This window comes from Peptostreptococcus russellii, from assembly GCF_900110295.1.
In the GTDB taxonomy this organism is placed as follows: domain Bacteria; phylum Bacillota; class Clostridia; order Peptostreptococcales; family Peptostreptococcaceae; genus Peptostreptococcus; species Peptostreptococcus russellii_A.
In genome coordinates, this window is the sequence record NZ_FODF01000006.1 from 68,780 (window position 1) to 86,630 (window position 17,851).

Genomic DNA, 17,851 nt, shown 5'->3' on the forward strand with positions numbered 1-17,851 from the left:
TAAAAATAGAGAAGAGGTGAAGTATTTGCTAGAAAGAATAAGGTTGAGATATCAGAAAAATATTATATGGCTATATCCCTTGAAATATATATTGATAGCCTGTTTAATATCATTTTTAGTAATATCGGTGGATTATAAATATACGTCAATTCATCAATATATACCAAAGTTTTTAATGACAAATAAATCTTTAGCTCAGACTATTTTGTCATCCTTGGTTTCTGCAATAATTACAATTACAACATTTACATTTTCTACAACTATGGTTGTACTTACAATGTATTCATCGCAGTTTTCACCGAGGGTAGTTCAGAATTTTTTATCTGAAAAGATGACATTAAAAGTTTTGGGCATATTTATGGGTGGATTTTTTTATTTTATAACTTCACTTCTCTTTATAAAGGGAGTAGAAAATAGCGATACCTTTATATCAGCAACGGTAGGAGTAATATATGCAGTTGTGTGCTTGATATACTTTGCTCTATTTATATTTAAGGTATCAGCCTCTATTCAGGCAAATAATTTAATTGAAGAATTATATAAAGAAGCCGGCGACTCAATAAAAAGAGCAGTAGACTCTCACCATGAATTTGCTTTTAAATGCAATGATTCTAGTATTATTGGAAAGAATAGAAAAAACTTTTTTAGTATAGCTTCAAATAAAAATGGATATATTCAAAGTATTGACTACATGGCAATTATGAAGTCAGTAAATTATAGTAATACTAGTATAAAGCTTGAGATCAGAAATGGTGATTTCATTGTGTTAGGTCAACCTTTGTTGGATATATATACAGACTCAGAGATATCATCAGAGGACATAAGAGATATATCTAACAAAATAAATGATTATATACTAGTAGATAATTCAAGAAATATAAGTTATGACTATATGTATGCAATTGAAAAAATAGTAGACATAAGCCTGAGAGCTATTTCTCCTGGAATAAATGATCCAAATACGGCTATACAGTGTATAAATATTCTAGGAATACTTCTTTCTATGATGTCCAAAGAAAGTTCAAATGCTTGTAGAATGTCACTAGATGAAGAAAATATAGAAATAATATATCAGTATTTCGATTTTAAAAACGATATTTATAAAACTTTTTATCAGATTGTAATATATGGGGGTCAAGATATATCTGTGGTTATGGCTATAATAAAGGCACTAAAAAATATATCCTATAATGCAGAAGAAGAAAATATAGAATTGTTAAATGAAATAAAAGACTATGTATATGAAAAGACACTCGGAAACTTTAAAAATGAAATGGATAAAGAAAAAATAAAAGAACTAATGCAATAAATAGAAGCTCCGAAATCGGGGCTTTTTGTATATAAAAATAGAATATTTTATTTAAGTAAAATAGATTAGAAGTTTAATAGTAAAAAAATGGTGTAAATTATAAGAAACTAAATGTAATATATATTTGACTTTATGTTATATATATATTATAATAATCTTAAAGAAAGAGGTGCTTTAAATGAATACTCAAGATTTTGATATGGGATTTAGAAGCGGAGTATATATAGGGATAGTTGTTGCCATAGTAGTCTCTATTATACTTTGGAAAAAAATCAAAAAGAACAAAAAAGGTAAGTCAGTATATTATGATGAAAGACAAGAAAGAATAAGAGGACAGGCTTTTAGATATGGATTTTATGCAATGATAATTTGGATTGCCGCATCAAGTTTTATAGAATTTTTATTTGAGAGAACATTATTCGATAGAGGATCTTTTGCTATGATAACTGTTCTAGTAGGAGTTGGAGTAAATGTTTTTTATTCAATACTTAATGGTTCATATTTTTATGTTAATATGAATAAAAGAGGTTATATAATTATGTTGATAGTCTTTACAGCTATAAATCTTTTATCGGCTGTAATGATGATTATGTCTGGTGGTGTAATAGTAGACGGAATGCTTACATACAAGTCTATCAACCTACTTGTAACCATACTTTTAGTAGCAGTTCTTCTGGCTATTTATATCAGAGATAAGGCAGAAAAAATGTTGGAAAAAAGGGATGATGAGTAGTGAAAAATCTTAAAATGAAGGCTGCTAGAGCTGAAAAGGATCTATCTCAGAAAGAGTTAGCAGAAATAGTGGGAGTTACTAGACAGACTATAAGCGCAATAGAAAAAGGTGATTATAATCCGACCATCAATTTGTGCATAGCAATCTGCAAAGAACTAGGAAAAACACTAGATGAATTATTTTGGGAATAAAAATATATTTCTGGGGCAGCGATATTCGAAATTGTATATTTGAAAAAATAAAAATAATATAAGAGTATATAGTAAAACACATAGAAATAGCACTTGCTTAAAGTTTATCTTTAAATAGTTTATGCAATAACACTCTATGTGTTTTTTCTTTAGTATATTTTATCGGTCTTTTGCAAAAGTAGTATTGGCATTATCATCTGGATCATAAAACTCGCTATCTGAGTTTGTCAGGTATATTAAGGCAACTGTACTAAAAGCTTTCATATTATTATAAATCAATTTAGTTTTATCAACAGATGAGATCAAATTATCAGTCAAAGTGATGTATTGACTATCTTTTGTAGTAGATTTTAACTTATTAAGATAACTAGAAATTTCAAATATATTTATTTTGATATAGACAAACTGCTACACAAAATTGTGTAGCAGTTTATTTATATTATTTAATTTAATAATTTACTTTAAGTTTGCAAGTAAGTTCTTAGTGAATTCCCAAACTCTCTGAACAGATGATATACTCATATGTTCCTTTGGAGAATGAGCATCTCTGATGTTTGGTCCGTAGCTTAGCATATCTGTATTAGGAAGTATTCCCTTTAATAGACCGCATTCAAGACCAGCATGTATAGAGTTTGCAATTGGTTCCTTGCCATACTGTTCAACGAAAGTCTTAGTAGCAATATCTCTTAATTCAGATTCAGCTTCAAATGGCCAAGCTGGGTATGCAGAGTATTCTCTTGCAGAACCACCAAATCTCTTTGTTAATATATTTAATCTGTCTAGTATTTCTCTAAGAGAGCTAGTAGATCCAGAACGAACAGATGTTATAAGAAGTATGTTTCCGTCCTTTTCTCCTATTATAGCATTGTTTAGAGAAGTCTGAACTAGACCTTCTATGTCCTTACTCATGTACTGAACACCATCAGGAAGAGTCATAAGGAATTCGATAATATTCATGCTAAGTTCCTTAGTATAAGCTTCTTTAGCTTCTACTTCTGTTAGGTTAACAGTTAGACCAGGATCTTCAACTCTGTATTCGTCCTTTATGTCTGCTACTATAGCATTTATCTTTTCAGTAACCTTTTCCATGTTGTCTGTAACTATTACTGCACTAGCCTTGCTTGGTATTGCATTGTGCTTTATACCACCTTCTATAGAAGCAAGAAGAACGTCATCCTTTACAGCGTTAAGTATTCTAGCAAGACCCTTTATAGCGTTTAATCTCTGCTTATTTATTTCTGAACCAGAGTGACCACCCTTTAATCCAGTTAATTCTATCTTACAAGCCTTACCTGAAACAGCTTCTTTAGCTATTGGGAAAGTCATATCTATATTAGAACCACCTGAACATCCAAGAAGGAATTCGCCTTCTTCTTCAGTGTCTATGTTTAGTAGACGAGTACCAGTTAAGTGTTCGCCAGTTAAAGCAGTAGCACCTTCCATACCGTCTTCTTCGCAAGTTGTTATTAATAGTTCAATTGGAGGATGTGGAATATCATCAGCATCTAGTATTGCAAGTCCGTATGCAACTGCTATACCGTCATCTCCACCTAAAGTTGTATTGTTGGCTCTCATTATATCGCCTTCAACAATCATTTCTATAGGATCCTTGTCGAAGTCATGATCAGAATCATCAGTCTTAACACAAACCATATCCATATGTCCCTGAAGTATAACTGCTGGAGAATTTTCATACCCCTTAGTACCAGGCTTCTTTATTATAACGTTTAAAGCCTCATCTTGATAAACTTCAAGATTTCTATCCTTAGCAAACTTTACTAAGAAATCACTAACTTCCTTTTCATTACCTGAGCTTCTTGGAATCTGATTTAATTCATAAAACCACTGAAATACTTCCTTTGGTTCAAGTTCTTTAATATTGTTCATCTTGTAAACCTCCTAAAATAAATAAGATTATAAAACATAATATGGTACATCCACCAATAATAAGAATATTTAAAAATTAAGTGTTGTAAACATACGCCGTTCAATTTTTATGATACAATATTTAGGCAAAAAATACAATAATCAAAGGGTAAAAATTAATTTAAATTTATTAATATTTAGATATTTTATCTAAAAATTTAATTATAAAAATATGTTTTGGATACAGGAAAATTAAAGAAAGTATATATTTTATTTATATAAATAAGAAAAACGCAATAATAAAGATTTTTACAGTATAAAAGAAGTCTATATATTTTATTAGATTTCTAAAAAATATAAAATTAAAAAATGATTTTATAAAAATAATATATTGATAATAAATAATAAAAAGGGCAGTAATTTTAAATTGTCTAAAGGAAAGCAGAGGGATAGAAGAATATTTTATAGATAGAAAATAAAACCATCTAAAAAAGATAGTATTTAAAAGCCTTTTCTAGCTATTTAAAGATAAAATAAAAAATCGGTTCTTAAATTATAAGAACCGATAGATAATTGCAATTTTTTTAGAAAAGGGCTTCTTTTACCTTTGATACGAAGTCATTTATATGCTGTCTTGAACATTCTTCAGCTGCTTCTTCGTCTTCCTTTTCGATAGCATCAATAATTCCATTAAATCTCTTTGTAAAAATACTCATATCAGTAAAGTATTCATTACAATAGTGCCATAATCTTTCCGTATGAAGATGAAGAGATTTAAGAGTAGATGTAAGCCATGTATTTCCACAGGCAACCATGATAATTGAATGGAATTCTTCATCAAGATCTATAGCCTTTTGATATTCATCTGCTGCACAGAACTTTTCTAGTTCAGCTGTAACATCCTTTAATCTCTTTAGCTGAGAAGGGGTAATATTTTTTACTGCCAATCTAGTAGCCATAGGATCGAGCATGCTAGTAAGTTCAAATAAAGACTTCATATTTGTAAAATCAATAAAAGATACCTGTACGCCGTATCTAGGAACGATATTTAAAAGCTTATCCATTTCAAGTCTTTGGAAGGCACTTCTTACAGGTGTTCTACTAATATTAAATTCCTTAGAAATTTCTATTTCATTAAGAACATCTCCTGGCTTATATTCATTTCTTACTATTCTTTTCTTTAACTCTTCATATATATCAACTTTTTTCACAACTTACCTCCTTTATAATTTTGGTTTTATTTCAGATGTATAATCAAAAAATGAAATAAATCCTATCAGTATGATTATACATAGTTTTTTACTAAAAAACAACCATTAAAATCAAGAAACTAAGAAAAGCTATCAATTATAAGAAAAAATAAATTTAATTAAGAAAATGTAGTAAAAATACATTAAGAGTAAATAAAAAAATAAAAAATATTTGATTTTTAGTATAGCAAATAGACTATAAAAAATCGTTTCTATGTTTTTATAATATAATAATAAAAAGAGTATTTGAAATAATTATAAAATAATATATTAACCTATAGTACAATAATACAAAATAATATAGTATAATAACTAAATAGCAAATTTTAATTATTTAGTAAATATACACATTATAGAAAGGAGTTCGGCTAAGCCACTAAAATATGAATTATACAGAAGCATTAGAATATATACACGGGGTAGACAAATTTGGCATGATATTGGGGCTAGACTCTATAAGAGAATTATTAAAAAGATTAGGAAATCCTCAGGAAGATTTAAATATAATCCATATAGCAGGTACTAATGGAAAGGGATCTACGGCATCTTTTATATCTAGCGTACTTGTTGAAAGTGGATACAAAACGGGGCTTTATACATCCCCATTTTTGGAAAGATTCAATGAAAGAATAAGAATAAATGGAGAGGAAATAGATGATCAAAAACTTGCTGATTGTGTTGGTAAGGTAAGAGAAAAAGCAGAAGAAATGGCAGGGGAAGGACTTCAACATCCTACTGAGTTTGAGATAGTAACGGCAACAGCATTTTATTTTTATAATAAAGAAAAAGTAGATGCCCTAGTCCTTGAAGTTGGTCTTGGAGGTAGATTTGATGCTACAAATGTTATAGATAAGTCAATCTTAAGTTTAGTAGCCTCTATAAGCAAGGACCACACAGGAGTTTTGGGAGATACAGTTGAAAAAATAGCCTATGAAAAGGCAGGAATTATAAAAGAAAATGGAAAGGTATTTCTATATAGCCAAGATGAAAATGTAGAAAAAGTAATAGAAGATGTTTGCAAGGAGAAAAATGCAGAGCTTTTTAAAACTGACAATGAAAGTATTAAAATAAAAAAAGCAAACTTAAATAATCAAGTATTCGATTGCAGAGACTACTTGGGAAATATACATGAGGACATAAAAATAAGACTTATAGGAGAGCATCAAGTAAAAAATGCCCTTCTAGCACTAGATGCTCTTGTATATCTAAAAGAAAATAATATATTTGAAAATATAACAGAAGATAGTATTAGAGAAGGTCTTTTAAAAACAAAATGGGCAGGGAGACTGGAAGTAATATCAGAAAAACCATTATTTATAATTGATGGAGCACACAATATAGATGCTGCAAACCTACTTTCAAAAGAAATAGAAAAGCACTTTGATGAAGAATGGGATAAAACTCTTATTTTAGGTGTCTTGGGAGATAAGGAAGTTGATGCAATAGTAAAGACTCTAGTTCCAAAGTTTGATCGTGTAGTAATAACTCTTCCAGATAATCCAAGGGCTATGGAAGTTGGAGAATTGGCATTTAGAGTAGGAATGTACTGTGATGATATAATATGTATAGAAGACATAGATAGTGCAGTAGAACACGCTTACAAGCTTGTAAAAGAGCTAACTAAGGAAGAGAAGCAACTGCAAAATGAAAAAACGAGAAAAAAATCATCTAAAAAGAAAAGTTCTAAAAAGCCTGTGAAAGAAAAAGTAAAGAAAAAGGCAATTTTTGCAGCAGGTTCGCTTTATTTAGTAGGTCATATAAGAAGTTATGTTAGAGAAAAATAGACTTAGACCTATAAAGAACTTTCTCAGATATTAAGCATATAAAAATGTATTATAGAAAATAAAAATAATATTAAAATCCGTTGCATATGCAACGGACTTTTTTTCTATAAGGTAATATAATCGTAGATGTAGATGAGATATAAAAAAAGTAAATATCTCAAATTAAATTATTAAGAAAAAAATTTCCGTTAAAGGTACGGAATAAGATTATATTATAAAGGAGAAAAAATATGAAGGATTTGAATATGTTTTGTTATCAGTGTCAGGAAACAGCAGCATGTACTGGATGTACAGTAAAGGGAGTATGTGGAAAGACTCCAGAAGTTGCAAGAATGCAGGATTTGCTAGTGTATGTGTCTAAGGGACTTTCTGAAATAACTAGTAAATTGAGAAAAGAAGGTAAAGAAGTTTCAAAAGAGGTAAACCATTTAATTACATTAAATCTATTTACAACAATTACAAATGCAAATTTTGATTTTGATGTATTTGTAGAAAGAATCTATAACAGTCTTGATTTAAAGAAAAAGTTATTAGAAAAGCTAGATGATAAGTCAAATCTAGGAGATGCAGCTTTGTGGGATGAGAGAGACATAGAGAAAATGAATGAAAAAGCATCTAAAGTAGGTGTTCTTTCTACGGAAAATGAGGATATAAGAAGTTTAAGAGAGCTTATAATATACGGTTTAAAGGGACTTTCTGCATATTCAAAGCATGCAAATGTTTTAGGATTTGATGATGAAGAAGTAGACGCCTTTCTTCAGGAAGCTCTATATAAGACAACACTTCCACTTAGTGCAGAACAATTGTTAGCACTAGTAATGGAAACTGGAAATGCAGGAGTAAAAGGAATGGCACTTCTTGATAATGCCAATACTTCAACATTTGGTAATCCAGAAATTACAAGCGTAAATATAGGTACATCAAATAGACCAGGAATATTAATATCAGGTCATGATTTAAGCGATTTAAAGCAATTACTTGAACAGACAAAGGGAACAGGAGTAGATGTATATACACACTCTGAAATGCTTCCTGCAAATTACTATCCAGAACTTAAAAAGTATGACAATCTTGTAGGTAATTATGGAAATGCTTGGTGGAAACAGAAGGAAGAATTTGAAAGTTTCAATGGACCTATTCTTATGACAACAAACTGTATAGTTCCTCCAAAGGATACTTACAAGGATAGAATATATACAACAGGATCAGCTGGTTTCCCAGGATGTAAGCATATAAAGGGCGAGGTTGGAGAAGAAAAAGACTTTAGTGAAATAATAGAACAGGCTAAAAAATGTCCTGCTCCAACTCAGATAGAAGAAGGAAGCATTGTAGGTGGATTTGCACATAATCAGGTATTAGCTCTTGCAGACAAGATTGTAGATGCTGTAAAGTCTGGTGCTATAAAGAAATTTGTAGTAATGGCTGGATGTGATGGTAGACAGAAATCAAGAAACTATTATACTGATTTCGCTAAGGCTCTTCCAAAAGATACAGTAATTTTGACAGCAGGTTGTGCTAAGTACAAGTATAACAAACTAGATTTAGGGGATATAGATGGTATACCAAGAGTATTAGATGCAGGTCAGTGTAACGATTCATATTCACTTGCAGTAATAGCTCTAAAGCTAAAGGAAGTATTTGAGTTAGAAGATATTAATGAGCTACCAATAGTGTATAATATAGCTTGGTATGAGCAGAAGGCAGTAATAGTTTTATTAGCATTACTAGCTTTAGGTGTTAAAAATATACACTTAGGACCAACTCTACCAGCTTTCTTATCAGAGAATGTTGCAGGAATTCTTGTAAAAGAATTTGGAATAGCAGGAATTGGCAATGTAGATGACGATATAGACTTATTAATAAAATAACAAAAGAATATCAATAGAAAACATTAAAATAAGGCAGATGGCTATTTAGCCATTTGCCTTATTTAGTTTATAAAGAAAAAGTCAAAAAATACAAAAAAAAGAACAATATATTGCAAAAGACTGTAAAAAAATTGTTAAATATTGTATAATTAAAATATGAGAAAAAGCTACCGATAATAAATTGAAGTAAAAAAATATTTAAAGATTATTACAAAAAAGTCAATACTAGCAACTGGTAAATGGAGTATTTCATTTAGTAACAAAGTTTTTTAAAATATTTTGAATATTGTTAAATATGAAATATATTATTTGGTAGAAAATTTAATTACTTGTGTAGAGGTGAGTTGTATGGTAGATTTAAATACTAATGAGTTTAAAAAAAGTTATGCTAGGATATTAGAGCAAGAGCGTTTTGTAGATGCAGCTATTAAAGTAGCTGAAGAACAAATACCAGATGTGAATTTAAGGGAAATTCTCGATGAGAAGTACGGAAAAGTTGAAGAGGGCGATATAGACAAGATAGAAAAAGAACACGGCAAGGATGTTAAATGGTGGGAAAAGACTATCGCCAGAGTAGAAAACAGATTTGCGTATGCAGTAAAAGTACTAGTAAATGCTGATGAAGGCTTGATGGATCATCTAAAAGAAGAAATATACAAGTTAGGTCAGAAGGTAAATCCAGACTATGAAGGTAAGCCAGTAGGATATATTTATGATGTACTTAGAAACCTTTTATTAGATGGTGGAGTTACTGAAGAATTTAATCAAGTAATGAGCGAAAGTTTTGATGAAGTAGTATGGACTAGAAATAGACCTACAACTAAGAAGTACTGGACATATCTAGATGTCGATTTCAATAAGTATTATGTTCCTTTGAGAAGAGCATTTATTGCTGGTGTTCTTGAAAAAACAGATGTAAAATTTTCAACATTAGATGAAACAGTTTTTGTATTATCTAGAAGATAGTCTTTAATAAAATACCTTAATAGAGATAGATATTTTAAAAGCATATTAAAATAGAATAGATTATAGAATTTTAATAAATTAAAAGCAGCCTATATTGTATACATAGTTTCACTTATATGTAATATAGGCTGCTTTTTATATTATAAATTATATTCAAATTAAAGTGTAAATATAGGATAGTTGCCCTTTGAATCAGGTGACTTGATACTTGCACCAAGTGCACTTATCCAAAGCTTGAACTTGCTAAATCCTTTCATATTTGCTGTATCGACAAATACTGGGAATTCAGTTACCTTATTTTTGTTTTTATCCAAAAGAGTAACCTTAGCTGCAGGTTTTTTATTTATATCTCTTATAGATAACTTGTTATAGCTTACTTTATGGTCAAACTTTTCATTGTCTCTTTTTACTACCTTAATATTATCTTTAGCTATTAAATCGGAATTAAGTTTATCTTTACCGTTTAGATTAGCAGATAAAACTTTTTGATCCTTTCTATATTCAAACTTAGTTTTGTAGTGCTTATCTATAAATGTTAGAGCGGAGTAGGCTGCATCTTTTCTAGCTTCTTTGCTTCCGCTACCCATTGTTACTCCAAGGAGTCTGTTTGTAGATTCATTTCCATTTCCTTTTGGAATTTTCATAGAGTAAGCAAGACAATAGCCTGCTTTAGTAGTGTAGCCAGTTTTGATTCCATCTACATTAGGAAGTATAGGAAGAAGAGGATTGGTACTTTCCTCATCAATACCTTTTTTCTTGTCTACATATTTTTTTTGTGATGTAATGGCTACTGTTTCCTTTGGATAATATTGATACATCCATTTTGAAAGCTTTAAAACATCATTTGCTGTTGTAGTATTTTCTGTTGAAGTACCATCTTCAGAAATCTTATATGGTAGTCCATTAGGATTGTAGAATATTGTATCCTTCATACCGATTTCCTTAGCTTTGGAATTCATATCTTCGACAAATTTTTTATAGTCACCAGCAATGTGTCTAGAAATAGCTAGAGCAGCATCATTTGCAGAAACAATCATCATGCCTTTCATGAGTTCTTCTAATGTGATTTTTTCACCTGGAACTAACTTAATATTAGTTCCCTCTCTAGAAACATCACCTTCTTGAATAGTGATTATATCATTTGGACTTGCTTTTTTTGCTTTTATAGCATCGAAGGCTAGTAAAAGGGTCATAATTTTGGACATACTTGCCATAGCAGATTTCTTTTCCGGATCTTTAGCATAAAGTACTCTACCAGTATCATAGTCTGCTACAATAGCATATTTAGAATATCCATCACTGTATCTAGTATCCGCAGCCAAAGTAAAGCTAGGAAGAAGAAGCAGTGCAGACATAGAAAGTATAGCGGCTTTTTTAAATAGTTTAATCATTTGTCAACTCCTTAAATCTATATATTTAAATTGAATTATAGCAAAAAAATATTTGCCTATGTAATATACAAAAGCATAATAGTGTTCTAATTATTATAATCCAACACCAATACTATTTTATCACGTTTCTGTTCTAATTCAATTTTTTTTAGATTATTGTTATAATTTGTTAATGTTTTATGAAAAAATCATACTTATAAATATCCATTTTAAAAATTAGAATAGATATTTTAAATAAAAATACAGTTAAAAGTTTTGACATATTCTTTTATTTAAACTAAAATTAGTATGTATAGAATAAGAATTTGCAAAACAGTAAGTTTATAGATAAGAGATAGGAGAGAAATATGTTTCCAAATAGTACTGATGATTTAATACTTGAAAAGTTAATAGTATTATATATATTAAATAATTTAGAAGAAGATGTAACGGATTCACAGCTTACTCAGATAATATCCAAAACAGATGTTATGAATTACTTCACTTTAATGGTTATTCTTCAAAAAATGATAGAATCTAAGTTTATAATGTGTTATACAAAGAATAATAGAACTCTTTATGCTATTACTCAGAGTGGTTTAGAGGTTCTTGTATATTTCCAAAATAGGATACCAGACTTCTTTATAGAAAAAATAGACAAATATCTAAAGGAGAGTAGCGAAGAGATATACTCATCTGTAATAAAGAAGCAGTCTAGCTACTCATTGCAGGGAGATTCATCATATGCCGTAACCCTTATAATAATTGAAGGAAGAAAAAATGTTATGACAATTAATATGAGTGTTGATTCTGAAGTAGAAGCTAAAGAGCTTTGTAAGAAATGGAATCACTCTTATAGGGATAAATATACAGAAATACTGGATATTTTAAATGTATAGTTAAAATTTCATAAGTATAGATATAAAAAGTAAATGATTCTAGAATATATGTGGATCAAAATAATTTTGAGTTTTAAGTGGAAAATCCACTGAACATATTTTAATCGCTACGTATATATCCAAAAAAGGTGGTGCAATATTGCACCACCTTTTTATGCTTTTTATGTTTATATATTTAGAAATTTGATTTTATATAATCTTTGTATTTTTCGAATTCTTTTTTTGTAAGAACAATATGTAACTCAATTCCAATATTAGTAAGAGTAAAGTCTTCAAGCTCAATAATTCTATTATCCTTAATTTCATTGAAGATTTCAAACTTAGCATAAGGTATCAAAAGAGTAGCTTCTGTTTCATCTTCAAACAAAGTGTCTTGTATTAATTGAAGAAGTTTATTTAGATTATATCCACTCTTTGCTGAAATAAATATATTTTTATCTGTTGAATTAGGAATTTTATCCAACTTATCACTTTTATTGTATACACTAATATTTTTCTTTTTCGTAATTCCGATACTTCTCATAGTATCTTCCATTACTTTCTTTTGAAGGGCTAAACCTTCTGAACTAATGTCGTATACAGTAAGTATTAGGTCTGCATATCCGAGTTCCTCAAATGTTGATTTAAAGGCATCCTTCATAACACAAGGTAAATCACTTACAAATCCTACTGTATCTACAAGAAGATATTCTCTTCCGTTTGGAAGAGTAGATTTTCTTAAAGACATATCCAAAGTAGAAAGCATTTTATCTTTGACTATAATTGCACTTTCCTCCGTATGATCTGGGTCAAACTCAAGAAGTTGATTCATAATAGAAGACTTGCCAGAGTTAGTGTAGCCTATAAAGGCAACTAAAGGAAGTTCGTTGCCTAGTTTTCTAGATCTTTGAACAAATCTATTTTTAACTGTAATACTCAAGTCTACATCTAAAGAATCTAGCTTTTCTCTAATTTGCTCTTCATCGGTAAGAAGTCTTCTATCATTAGGATTATTTACACAGATTCCGTTTCCGTACTTATAAATTCCCTGGAATCCTTCGAGTCTATCAAGACGATATAATAGTTGAGACTTTTCTATCTCAAGTTTTGTTTCTCTTCTGTTGGATCTTGAAGAAAGTATTTCAAGAAGAAGCATAGTTCTATCTACAACCTTCTTATTTGATAAATCTTCTATATTTTTTATTTGCTTGCCTGTCAGCTCATCTATAAAGACAAGCATAGTAGCCTCTAGACTATCCATTTGTCCAATTACGTATTCAAGTGTTTCCTTGTCAAGATAGTAATTTTCATCTATCTTTTGATGCAGAATAAGTTCCGCCTTTACTTCACAACCTGCAGCCTGAACAAGTTCCTTTAATTCAATCATAGAGTCTTCAACACTTAGTGCGTGTACCTTCTCACCTTCACAAACGGCGATAGCAATAGCCACTTCATCAAAACGTGAAACGTCTTTATTTGATATTTTTAGTCTTTCCATGTTAACCTCCTAAACAAATGCTCCTAAACAAACTTATTAACTTAATAAAATAACTAAAATCTAATTTAATTGGATGTTTAAATCAATCCAATTTATAAACTATATCAAACTCTTTACTTAAACAAAACACAAGGCTAACTTAAATTAATAAGAAAGGATCTGTTCTGCCTCAACTACATTTCAAAACTAAATTAAATTAATAAATATCTTTGTTCTTTTTAAAAAACTTAAACTATACTTCTTTAATATACTCTTTGTAAATATTGTAGTCCATTTCATTGAGAGAAACTATAAGATCGATACCTTCATTTGTGTATTCAAAACTATCGATAACATATTTGTCCTTGATAGAGCTAAATACATCACCTCTATTGAAAGGAATTAAAAGATTTACCTTATACATGTCCTCCATAAGCATATCCTGAATTTGATTCATTAGCTTATCCATATTGACATTTTTCTTTGCAGAGACGTAAACTAAATCCTCTTGATTCTTTGGATAGATATCAAGATCTAGCTTATCAATCTTGTTGTAAACTGTAATCGTCTTTTTATCTTCGACTCCTAGGTCTTTAAGAACACTTTCAGTAGTAAGTTTTTGAATATCAGAATTGTCATTTGTAGCATCAATTACATGTAATATAAGATCAGCATATCTAACTTCTTCAAGAGTTGATTTAAATGCATTGATTAAGTCATGTGGAAGCTTGCTAACAAAACCAACTGTATCTACAACAAGAATCTCTTTTTTATTAGGTAAAAGAGCCTTTCTAAGTGTAACGTCCAAAGTTGCAAAAAGCATATCCTTTACAAAAACTTCCTTTTCACTTTCATAGTCAGGATGAGACTTTATTATCTCATTTAGAATAGTAGATTTACCAGCATTGGTATATCCTACAAGAGCTACTATAGGGACGTCGTTTTTTTGTCTTTGAACTCTCTGAATATCTCTATTCTTTGCAACTTCTTTAAGTTCTCGTCTAATAACAGCAGCCCTATTTAAGATGTGTCTTTTATCTTTTTCAAGCTTTTGTTCTCCAGGACCTCTAGTACCTATACCAGCACCAGTTCTACTCATTTGACCACCCATTCCATAAAGCCTAGGTAGTCGATATCTAAGCTGTGCAAGTTCAACTTGAAGTTTACCTTCCTTACTTCTTGCTCTTTGGGCAAAGATATCTAGTATAATCATAGTTCTATCAATTATTTTTTTGCCTACAATATTTTCTATATTTTTTATCTGAGCTCCTGACAGTTCGTCATTAAAGACGACCATAGTAGCATTTAGACCTTCAGCATAATTTTTTATTTCCTCAATCTTACCACTTCCAAGGTATGTGGCTGTATCAATAGAAGAACGGTTTTGAATCAACTCTCCTACCACTTCTGCACCTGCAGCTCTAACAAGTTCCTTTAATTCTTCCATAGATTCATCAATAGAAATATTATCAGTACGCTTGTTTGTTGAAGTAATATTCAATCCCACACACAGTGCTTTTTCTTGAAGATTAATAATATCTTCGTTATAAATATTTAAATCTGTCATTAACTGTAAATTAATTCCAAAAGGAAGATAAAATCCTTACTGGAATGTCTCCTTTCTCAATTTAGTTAATCTTATCTATATATTAATTATATCATATTTCAAATGCTTTTATTAGACTATGATGACAGATAGATTGATAAATAAAATACTAGATAAATCATATTGTGAAGCCTAATTATATGTTATAATAAAGTAGTTAAAATTAGAAAAAAGTAATAAATTTCTTTAAAAATACGGCTATACCGTAGGATGAAAAATAATATTGAGTTTTATTTTTTAGAAAATGGAGAGTTATAGATATATAGCTTATAGAAAAGTATATACTATGAAGTATTTTTAACTAAATTTACAAGAAGGAGTTTTTACATGGGAGATAATTATAAATTTTTTAGCCATAAAAACTGTGAGTTTTTTCCGTGTCATAAAGTAATAGATGAGCAAGACTTTAATTGTCTTTTTTGCTATTGTCCCCTATATGCTTTAGGAAGTAAATGTGGAGGCAATTTTTCCTATAATGAAAAGGGAGTAAAGGATTGTAGTTCCTGTATACTTCCTCACAAAAAACAAAACTATAGTTACATAATTAAAAAATTCAATGAAATCTCAGAAATAGCAAAAAATAATAGATAAAATAATAAAATATTAGTTGAAATTTTACAAGGATACTGTCTTGAATACTGTTTAAATTATTTGTAAATACATATTTGTTGAATAAAAGTTTAAATAAGTAAAGTGGCAGATACAAATGTATGAAAATTATTATATTGATAAATAAATGATTATAATTTGAGAGGGGTGCTAAATATTGGAAGAGAGAAGTAAAAACAGCATAGGTCGAGCGGTCATAGCTGCTCTAGGTTTTTTCTTGCAAGTTGCATGGATAATATTTGAAGTATATAAAATACACGATTATTATCCTATTACATCAGCTATTGCAAAATTGATATCTATTATTATAGTTTTGAGAATTTATGGAAGGCATACTAATGCAGCAATAAAAATTCCTTGGATGGTTCTGTTACTGGTATTTCCAATTACAGGCATTATACTGTATATATTATTTATAGGAAGAGGTTCGCTTTATTTTACTAAAAAGAAATTCAGAAACATCATAGGGCAACTTAGTAACAAACTAAATTCAGATGACAAGATATTGAAAAGGCTCAAAAAAGAAGATCCAGGAGTATATGGTCAGACATACTACATTTCCAAAACAGGGGGTTATCCCTCATATGAAGGTTGCGAAGTAGAATATTACCCAGAAGCGGATGAAGGAATAGAAGCTCAAAAAATAGAATTGAGAAAAGCTGAAAAATTTATATTTATGGAATATCACGCAATAGAAGACTCTGTCTCATTTAGAAAGATAGAAGAGATTCTAGAAGAAAAGGCAAAAGAAGGCGTAGATGTAAGAATACTTTATGATGATATGGGGAGTATAGGCTTTATTGGAAAAAGTTTTAGAGAAAGACTGGCTAAAAAGGGAATTAGATGCTCAGTATTTAATCCTATGTTGCCTTTATTAAATGTTTTTATGAATAATAGAGACCATAGAAAAATAACAGTAATAGATGGTAAGGTGGCTTTTACTGGTGGATACAATATAGCTGATAGATATTTCAATATAAACAGTCCTTATGGTCATTGGAAAGACACAGGCGTAATGATAAAGGGAAAGGCTGTAGATAGCTTTACAGTAATGTTCCTTGAAATGTGGTATGCAATTAACCACAAGGATATGGAAACTGAAGAAGTAGAAGACTTTATCAATATATTTAAAGTAGTGTATCCTAATGCAAAGGGAATAGTTCACCCATATGCAGAAAACCCACTTATAGAGGAACAGCTTGCAGAAAATATATATTTAAATATAGCAAAAAATGCAAAGGACTATCTCTATATAATGACTCCATATCTTTTAATAGATGATAATACCAATGATGAATTGGTTGCAGCAGCTAAAAGAGGAGTAGATGTAAGAATTATTACACCCGGAATACCGGATAAGAAGTTCGTATATAGCATGACAAGATCATATTATGGAGCTCTTGTAAGGGGCGGTGTAAGAATATATGAATATACACCAGGCTTTATCCATGCAAAGCAGCATATATCAGATGATGATATTGCAGCAGTAGGAACAATCAATATGGATTATAGGAGTTTATATCTTCATTTTGAAAATGGAGTATTGCTTCATGGAATGGACGCAATAGATGATATAAAGAAAGATTTTATTGAAACGCTTGAAGCAAGTACGGAAGTCACTGAAAAATATCATAATACTAATAGAACAACACCTATGAGAATAACTCAATGCTTATTAAGATTCTTTGCACCATTATTATAATATATGATTAAGAAAAAAACACTTTACAAATAAACAAGTACATAGTATAATAGATAAGTCGTACGAACCCAATAGTACGAAGATCCTTTAAATGGACAATGTAGCGAAGCACTGTTTTAAATATGATTATAAGTATTTGAAAGCAGATTTTTCAACTACTTTTATCATATGATACAAAAGATAGTTGGGTATCTTGCTTCACACATCCATATAAAGCGGATAATGTGCAAGGGGCACATCCA

The 17,851-nt window shown here is 29.9% G+C and carries 14 protein-coding genes; 9 read left to right on the forward strand and 5 right to left on the reverse strand.

Annotation, left to right across the window (positions count from 1 at the left end; translation table 11 throughout):
- Positions 1–16 precede the first annotated feature (16 nt).
- The 3 genes from BMY82_RS05015 to BMY82_RS05025 all read left to right on the forward strand — a co-directional run bounded on the left by BMY82_RS05015 (position 17) and on the right by BMY82_RS05025 (position 2,233).
- Positions 17–1,309 carry a DUF2254 domain-containing protein gene (locus BMY82_RS05015; RefSeq protein WP_242938923.1) on the forward strand — a complete coding sequence of 431 codons (1,293 nt, stop codon included), beginning with the start codon at positions 17–19 and terminating at the stop codon, positions 1,307–1,309.
- Between the two features lie 178 nt (positions 1,310–1,487).
- Positions 1,488–2,042, forward strand: a complete 555-nt coding sequence (locus BMY82_RS05020) for a hypothetical protein (protein ID WP_091975333.1) — start codon at positions 1,488–1,490, stop codon at positions 2,040–2,042.
- A 14-nt stretch (positions 2,043–2,056) separates the two neighbouring features.
- Positions 2,057–2,233, forward strand: coding sequence for a helix-turn-helix transcriptional regulator (locus BMY82_RS05025; protein WP_207719052.1), 177 nt, complete (start codon positions 2,057–2,059; stop codon positions 2,231–2,233).
- A 456-nt stretch (positions 2,234–2,689) separates the two neighbouring features.
- On the opposite strand, the gene BMY82_RS05030 is transcribed toward BMY82_RS05025, so the two are convergent.
- Together BMY82_RS05030 and BMY82_RS05035 are read right to left on the reverse strand one after the other, a co-directional pair.
- Positions 2,690–4,120 carry an aminoacyl-histidine dipeptidase gene (locus tag BMY82_RS05030; RefSeq protein ID WP_091975338.1) on the reverse strand — a complete coding sequence of 477 codons (1,431 nt, stop codon included), beginning with the start codon at positions 4,118–4,120 and terminating at the stop codon, positions 2,690–2,692.
- Between the two features lie 563 nt (positions 4,121–4,683).
- A complete protein-coding gene (locus BMY82_RS05035) occupies positions 4,684–5,310 on the reverse strand; it encodes a GntR family transcriptional regulator (protein ID WP_091975340.1) in 627 nt (208 codons plus the stop codon).
- A gap of 422 nt (positions 5,311–5,732) precedes the next feature.
- Here BMY82_RS05035 and BMY82_RS05040 point away from each other — a divergent pair, with 422 nt between their 5' ends.
- From BMY82_RS05040 to BMY82_RS05050, 3 genes are all read left to right on the forward strand, one after another.
- On the forward strand, positions 5,733–7,133 hold the full coding sequence (locus BMY82_RS05040; RefSeq protein WP_091975342.1) for a bifunctional folylpolyglutamate synthase/dihydrofolate synthase: 1,401 nt from the start codon (positions 5,733–5,735) through the stop codon (positions 7,131–7,133).
- 230 nt (positions 7,134–7,363) lie between these two features.
- Positions 7,364–9,001, forward strand: coding sequence for a hydroxylamine reductase (gene hcp, locus BMY82_RS05045; protein WP_091975344.1), 1,638 nt, complete (start codon positions 7,364–7,366; stop codon positions 8,999–9,001).
- 348 nt (positions 9,002–9,349) lie between these two features.
- Positions 9,350–9,967, forward strand: a complete 618-nt coding sequence (locus BMY82_RS05050) for a hypothetical protein (RefSeq protein WP_091975346.1) — start codon at positions 9,350–9,352, stop codon at positions 9,965–9,967.
- 158 nt (positions 9,968–10,125) lie between these two features.
- On the opposite strand, the gene BMY82_RS05055 is transcribed toward BMY82_RS05050, so the two are convergent.
- Positions 10,126–11,358, reverse strand: coding sequence for a D-alanyl-D-alanine carboxypeptidase family protein (locus tag BMY82_RS05055; RefSeq protein WP_091975348.1), 1,233 nt, complete (start codon positions 11,356–11,358; stop codon positions 10,126–10,128).
- Positions 11,359–11,705: 347 nt separating this feature from the next.
- Here BMY82_RS05055 and BMY82_RS05060 point away from each other — a divergent pair, with 347 nt between their 5' ends.
- Positions 11,706–12,236 (forward strand): DUF4364 family protein, encoded by a 531-nt coding sequence (locus tag BMY82_RS05060; RefSeq protein ID WP_091975350.1) that lies wholly within the window; start codon positions 11,706–11,708, stop codon positions 12,234–12,236.
- A gap of 175 nt (positions 12,237–12,411) precedes the next feature.
- On the opposite strand, the gene hflX (BMY82_RS05065) is transcribed toward BMY82_RS05060, so the two are convergent.
- Positions 12,412–13,713 carry a GTPase HflX gene (gene hflX / locus BMY82_RS05065; RefSeq protein WP_091975352.1) on the reverse strand — a complete coding sequence of 434 codons (1,302 nt, stop codon included), beginning with the start codon at positions 13,711–13,713 and terminating at the stop codon, positions 12,412–12,414.
- A gap of 232 nt (positions 13,714–13,945) precedes the next feature.
- Complete coding sequence (gene hflX, locus BMY82_RS05070) at positions 13,946–15,259, reverse strand: GTPase HflX (RefSeq protein ID WP_091975354.1); 1,314 nt, start codon at positions 15,257–15,259, stop codon at positions 13,946–13,948.
- A gap of 366 nt (positions 15,260–15,625) precedes the next feature.
- Here hflX (BMY82_RS05070) and BMY82_RS09705 point away from each other — a divergent pair, with 366 nt between their 5' ends.
- Together BMY82_RS09705 and cls are read left to right on the forward strand one after the other, a co-directional pair.
- A complete protein-coding gene (locus BMY82_RS09705; RefSeq protein ID WP_091975356.1) occupies positions 15,626–15,889 on the forward strand; it encodes a cysteine-rich small domain-containing protein in 264 nt (87 codons plus the stop codon).
- Positions 15,890–16,064: 175 nt separating this feature from the next.
- On the forward strand, positions 16,065–17,609 hold the full coding sequence (cls, locus tag BMY82_RS05080) for a cardiolipin synthase (protein WP_242938921.1): 1,545 nt from the start codon (positions 16,065–16,067) through the stop codon (positions 17,607–17,609).
- Positions 17,610–17,851 lie beyond the last annotated feature (242 nt).